Annotated in this window: 6 protein-coding genes; all 6 read right to left on the reverse strand. The window is 36.3% G+C overall.

Annotated features, from left to right (window positions below; translation table 11 throughout):
• Nucleotides 1-40 precede the first annotated feature (40 nt).
• Nucleotides 41-787, reverse strand: coding sequence for a hypothetical protein (locus tag QET40_RS03950; protein WP_280125883.1), 747 nt, complete (start codon nt 785-787; stop codon nt 41-43).
• Nucleotides 788-1440: 653 nt separating this feature from the next.
• Nucleotides 1441-2151, reverse strand: a complete 711-nt coding sequence (locus QET40_RS03955; RefSeq protein ID WP_280125884.1) for a hypothetical protein — start codon at nt 2149-2151, stop codon at nt 1441-1443.
• A gap of 91 nt (nt 2152-2242) precedes the next feature.
• Complete coding sequence (locus QET40_RS03960; RefSeq protein WP_280125885.1) at nt 2243-3304, reverse strand: RHS repeat-associated core domain-containing protein; 1062 nt, start codon at nt 3302-3304, stop codon at nt 2243-2245.
• Between the two features lie 122 nt (nt 3305-3426).
• Nucleotides 3427-3921 carry an ankyrin repeat domain-containing protein gene (locus QET40_RS03965; protein ID WP_280125886.1) on the reverse strand — a complete coding sequence of 165 codons (495 nt, stop codon included), beginning with the start codon at nt 3919-3921 and terminating at the stop codon, nt 3427-3429.
• Between the two features lie 268 nt (nt 3922-4189).
• Nucleotides 4190-4852: a hypothetical protein gene (locus QET40_RS03970; protein WP_280125887.1), complete on the reverse strand. Its 663-nt coding sequence runs from the start codon at nt 4850-4852 to the stop codon at nt 4190-4192.
• Between the two features lie 40 nt (nt 4853-4892).
• A partial coding sequence (locus QET40_RS03975) for an RHS repeat-associated core domain-containing protein (RefSeq protein WP_280125888.1) occupies nt 4893-6000 on the reverse strand: 1108 nt, incomplete at its 5' end.

Below are 6000 nucleotides of genomic sequence, written 5' to 3' on the forward strand. Positions count from 1 at the left end.
TCGGAGGAAAGACACCCGTGCATAACCCTTTTCCGAGGCATCATTTAAAGTTATTTTCTAGAATTTGTTTTGTTTTTAAATCAAATTCTTTTATAAATGATTCTTTCCATTTTTCGTTTCTATACTCTTCGCAGTTTAAAAATAAATAAACGTCTTCGAAAAAAGTATTGATAGATAATGCAATTGAATTTTCTTCTAGAATAGATTTACTAAATGTAAATCCAAACACTGTGTTATCCATTCCGAAATATATAAATGGACCAAGAGAATGATCCCCAATAACATCATACAGTAAATCGCGCCTGCTCTGTCCCATGGGATCTTGACCTGATTCCATCTTTTTGTATTTCTCCATGATTTCGAAGAAGCGATTTGATAAATACTCAGGAATTTCGATTCTGTATTTTTCAATTTTATATATTTCCGATATATCATATTCTCTGAATGGATCACAATTTTCATCTTCAACATTCTTTCTGGAAAAATGCGTCAAACATATACTGGATTTATTCGTTGTTACTATGTTGCATTCACCAAATTCTTCATAAACGTTCAGATATAATGTTTCATATTTCGGGATTTCTTTTAACATGTCATATAACATGTAAGCATCGGTATCCATCTTATAGGGAATATATGTTGTCTGTCCATTTATCATACGCTTCATATCGACAGTAAGTTCGTTATAGCGAGACCAGGCACATTCCCGTGTTAATTTCCCAAGTGAATCTTCCGCATTAATTGAAGAAAAAATCAAAGGAATAAACAATAATTTAATTATTTTCATATTTTATTAAAAAATGTGTATCACCGGTTTTAGGATCATATAATCTCATTGAGACGTCACCACTTTGTCTCTTACAGCACATGCTGCAATCGTCTTAGGTGGTACTATTTTATTCTGAAGTATAAAACATATATCCTTTCTTAGCTATCATTCTATCAGCATCACTAAAGGATGAATCTTTATCAGGATGACTATGAATTAAACCCTTAACTTCTTCCCTTTCTGACTACTCGAGTCGATATATTTAAATTCTCATGCATTGTTATTGGAGTTGTCACATAATATTTACAATCATGTTTGCAAGCGCAAGAAATAAATTCACACTTTCTTGCTTGTTTCTTACAATCATGTCTTTGTTGGTAATTCAATTCCATTGCTTCTACAACCATTTAGATCCTTCTAAAAATACATCTTTCAGTGTATTATAATATTCATATTTTCCTAATAAATCTATAATAGAAACAGGCATATTCTCGACAAACACGTACAAATAACGTCCACCATTTTCTCCGATCGTGTCGCGGGTGAGTCAGCGGCCGTCAGTGGGGTTGTGTCTCGGTAATTGTAGTACATGGTGCCTGTTTCACGGTCGGTTATTTCGCTGGAAAGACCTCCATCACGCTTACGCGTTGCCCTATGAAATTTCAGAGTTCCTATTGAGGCGTTTTCTTGGCAGTTTGGTGTTGCTCTTGCTCCATGAATTTGGGTTTAAGACGTCCATTTTTGACATCAATATAATAGTATATCCACGTATCTCTATCATATTTATCTGGATATACTCTAACTGTCAAAAATAAATCATCTGGTACTTCTCCTAAGGTATATTTATGTTTTCTATCGTAATCTGACATAATATATGGAATAAACATATCAACTCGTATTTGATCTGAATTCCTTAGAGGACTCGACATTCCGCGTAAGAAAAATGAGTCATTTTCCGTATCATTGAAATAATAGACATAAGGTCTACGTTCTCTGTAAGCAGACTTAGAAGTAAGCCCAGGAAGACGACGCCCTACAAAAACAGGCTTTAGAATTGATCGTACCTTCTCTTCAGGCATCCCCTTTTCGAGTTTTCGTGCTCGTTCAATAATTCCTTGAACACTATCAGAACCGCCCTCTCGTCCATGACTATATAGTACTTCAGTCATGTTATATTCTTCTATATCAAATTTCTCTTGAATACTGCCATCTTTGAACCATAAACCAAGAATATCATCCTCTGAAATTTCAACAGTTGACGAACAGGAAAAATTATTAATAATTATTAATAATAATATTCCATATTTGGATGATTTTTTTATCATAGATTCATTTTGTGTTTTGTTTATTCTGATTATTTCCACAAGCATAAAATAAACCATTATGCTTGTGGAAACATGTTAAAATACAGAATTTTGAAAATTTATAACATCTTGTTTTGGCTTAAATTTTCTGTATGTGCTGTATGAAAATTCATTCTTTTTTTAGTTTTGTTTTCGAATCACGGCAGCAACAATCCCAAGTAACAGTCAGTTTCCTTTCAATTATATTTGATTGCACAATTGGTGGATTGATCAAATAAATGGGATTTTCACCTGGTATATCATGTTGGTTGTTAGCTTGACAAATACCATTTTTACAGAGCGGTTCAATTTTTATTCCATAAAAATAATAATTCGGAGTATAAGAAGGACTTGGTTTAGTTGATGTATAATATGCTTTTGCCATAAATACAGCAGTTCCTTTTGTTTTAGTCTCAACTCTTTCATTGATATTAACCAAAGACCAAGTATCTCTCATTGATCCTTTCATATTCCAACTTTCTTGATGGCGGCCATTCTCGCCTCTTTTTTCTCCCGATTCACACACAATCAATCTTGTAATCATTACAACATCTTGATAAACAACACCACTTTCTTCTCCATTAGAAACTTCCCATTGAATATCCCAACGAAAATGTCCACATTTATCAGCTTTATAATAAATATCTTTATACGATAACACACTTTGACCTGGAGGAGGAGGAGATTGTTGTCCCCACCATACAAGCCCGAGACAATCTGTGTACATCACTGAATTTCCACGTGAAAACCCGTACAAATTACGTCCTCCCTGTTCTCCGATAGGATCGCGGGTGAGCCAGCGACCGTCAGTGGGGTTGTAGTCTCGGTAATTATAGTACATGGTACCTGTTTCACGGTCGGTTATTTCGCTGGAAAAACCTAGCGGATTTGCGTGGGCACAAGAACCGCTTTCGATGATCGTGCGACCATAGGGGTCATACTCGTAGCTTGCCACGAGTCTTCCCGTTTCGTCGAGCATTTCCGTCACGTTTTTCGTGAAATCGTGACCATAGCTGTAGTGTGTTCCATCGGAGGTCGTCAGACCCAGCGGACGCGTGGCCTCCGGTTCCGACGGATCCCACAGAATCGCATGCACCAGGGCATCTCCATTCAATGCGTGGAGCGTTGCGATGCGCAGGTAGCCCCGGTACAGGTAGTGTTCGTCCCGCGTCAGTATTCCGTTGGTAGGCACCTGGCAGAGACAACTATATTTATACAATGATGCACCCTGAAATATACTTGCATAATACTACACTACAATAGCAGGGATGTCTTAAGAAAGCATCCCTGCTATTTTATAATTTAGTATATTCCCTAATTTATTGCTGAGGGTCTATAGCCAAATCGATCTATATCATCTTTGCGGGCTCCATATTTAATCAATAAATTACGTATTTTATCATAATTCCTTTCCGGACCCAGCAAAGTTATTGCTGTTCTTCCTTCCCTATCTTTTGCATTTACGTCAGCACCATGTTCCAGTAATGCTTTTACTATTGGATATCCCCAATCTATTAATTCATCATTAACCGGCCCAACTCCTCTAGATTCCCCGCACACAGCATGCAAGAGCGTATCACCATCACGATAGCTAACATTGGGATTTGCTCCATGGGTTAAAAGCCATTTTATAATTTCAATGTTTCTATTCATCAATGGGTATTCTCCATGCGAATTCGGTTCATTGATTTTAAGACCATGGTTCACCATGAATTCTATTTCTTCCCTGCTTTCTATTTCTGAATACCGCATTATATTTGGGTCGGCTCCCGCTTCAATTAGTATTCTTCTTGCAGATTCATCTTTCACAAGATTCAATGGATAGTATTTTTTCAACCGTATAGGGAGAATTTCAATCTAAAATTATTGCTTATTCGTTTGACGGATTTCTTCTAGGCAATGGCTTACCTAGAGATACTATTTTTATAACAGAATATATGGTCTTTTGACATATCATTAACAACACTTCCAAACTCATCATTAGATATTTATTAATTTTCTTCGGAAGACTCGCCGATATTGATTAAAAACAAGAAGAGAAACTCCTGAAAAAATAAATGAAAAACAAACAATATATTTATATTAAAGTTAATTTTTCATAAAATCCAGATATCATATCATAAATACTCTCACAAAAATCTGAGAAAATATTATAATTTTTTTCAAATATATTTTCCTCTACTTTAATATTAAAGTCTATATCTCCATTACCCATAATTGTCTTTCTAAGCCATATTGTGAATTCATTATATGATTCCAAATCTTTTATTACAAGAGGATTAATAGAAAAATGAAAGGTCATAAAATCCTTGTTGTCGGAGAATGAATTTCTCAAGCAAAATGGATCATTTAAATCCTTATCTGTTATAATCTTATCTTTATACAATCTTTTTATATAAAATATTTCCGCCCCTATGCCTGTATCATAAATCTCAGAATAGTCATAGCTCATTCCTACAAATATAAGAAATGCATACGATTTTGCAATTTCTTCATATTTGTTTTTATCATATTGTGGGATTTTTGAATATTCATGCAATGTACACTTATTTAGATTCCTATGTTTAGATAGCAATGAGTAAAATACGAATTCCCTATTTTTAAGATTTTCTTCCATCTCGAAATTCTTACCAAATAAATTCGCAATAATAATAAATTGAATTATAATTATTCCATACAATACTATCTTTTGTGCTGTTAATTTTATTTTTTTCATTTCAAATATTATATCATTTCCCATGTACATGATATGTATATGGGAAATGATAGTTAAATATATTTTATTTCTTACTACAAATACCCTCACACCAACTTATTGCCTTTGCAACATACTCATTATATTTTTCGGTGAATTTATTTTGTAATACACTTATGGGAGGAAATGGATTGTTTTCATTAAATCCATTCGTTGTATCATTAATTTGTAGACCAAAATTTTCAGGACCTAAAACTACCCCATATACATTAGTACCATCGTTTCCAAACCATTTTGATTGACAGTCGCAAACAACAAAAACTCTATAATAAAATGCATATGCAATTATAGAGGAAGCTGATGTTATAGATTTACTAACGCCTGCAAATGCTTTTTCTGCAACTGGATATATTTTACCTGCTTTATTAAATCTCATAATTGTTTTAGCATTCGTATAGATTTCTGCCTCATTTTTATTCATGCCAGCCATGACTAATTTAATGGTTGTTTTTGTTTTTATTGAACAACACTTACCGTCATGTTTTCTATCTGGAAATAGATTAATTAAATCTTGTATTATATCTAATCCCATATAATCTATATAAATATTAACACTATTTCCGACAAACCCGTACAAATTACGTCCTCCCTGCTCCCCGATGGGGTCGCGGGTGAGCCAGCGGCCGTCGGTGGGGTTGTAGTCTCGGTAATTATAGTACATGGTACCTGTTTCACGGTCGGTTATTTCGCTGGAAAAACCTAGCGGATTTGCGTGGGCACAAGAACCGCTTTCGATGACCGTGCGACCATAAGGGTCATACTCGTAGCTTGCCACGAGTCTTCCCGTTTCGTCGAGCATTTCCGTCACGTTTTTCGTGAAATCGTGACCATAGCTGTAGTGTGTTCCATCGGACGTCGTCAGACCCAGCGGGCGCGTGGCCTCCGGTTCCGACGGATCCCACAGAATCGCATGCAACAGGGCATCTCCATTCAATGCGTCGAGCGTGGCGATGCGCAGGTAGCCCCGGTACAGGTAGCGTTCGTCCCGCGTCAGCGTGCCGTTGACACGCACCTGGCGGCGGCAGCGGCGCCCCATGGAATCGTAAGCACTGGTGACCACGGTTTTCCCATCGGCGCTCGTCCATGTCACGGGACGGCGTTCCGCGTTCCAGACAAGCGACCATTCCCCTGTT

Source organism: Akkermansia sp. N21169, from assembly GCF_029854675.1.
Taxonomy (GTDB): domain Bacteria; phylum Verrucomicrobiota; class Verrucomicrobiia; order Verrucomicrobiales; family Akkermansiaceae; genus Akkermansia.

Bases quoted from the DNA above. Each gene is read 5' to 3' on its own strand.
- QET40_RS03970 (WP_280125887.1), bottom strand. From the start codon at position 4,852: ATGGGAAATGATATAATATTTGAAATGAAAAAAATAAAATTAACAGCA.
- QET40_RS03955 (WP_280125884.1), bottom strand. From the start codon at position 2,151: ATGGTTTATTTTATGCTTGTGGAAATAATCAGAATAAACAAAACACAA.
- QET40_RS03950 (WP_280125883.1), bottom strand. From the start codon at position 787: ATGAAAATAATTAAATTATTGTTTATTCCTTTGATTTTTTCTTCAATT.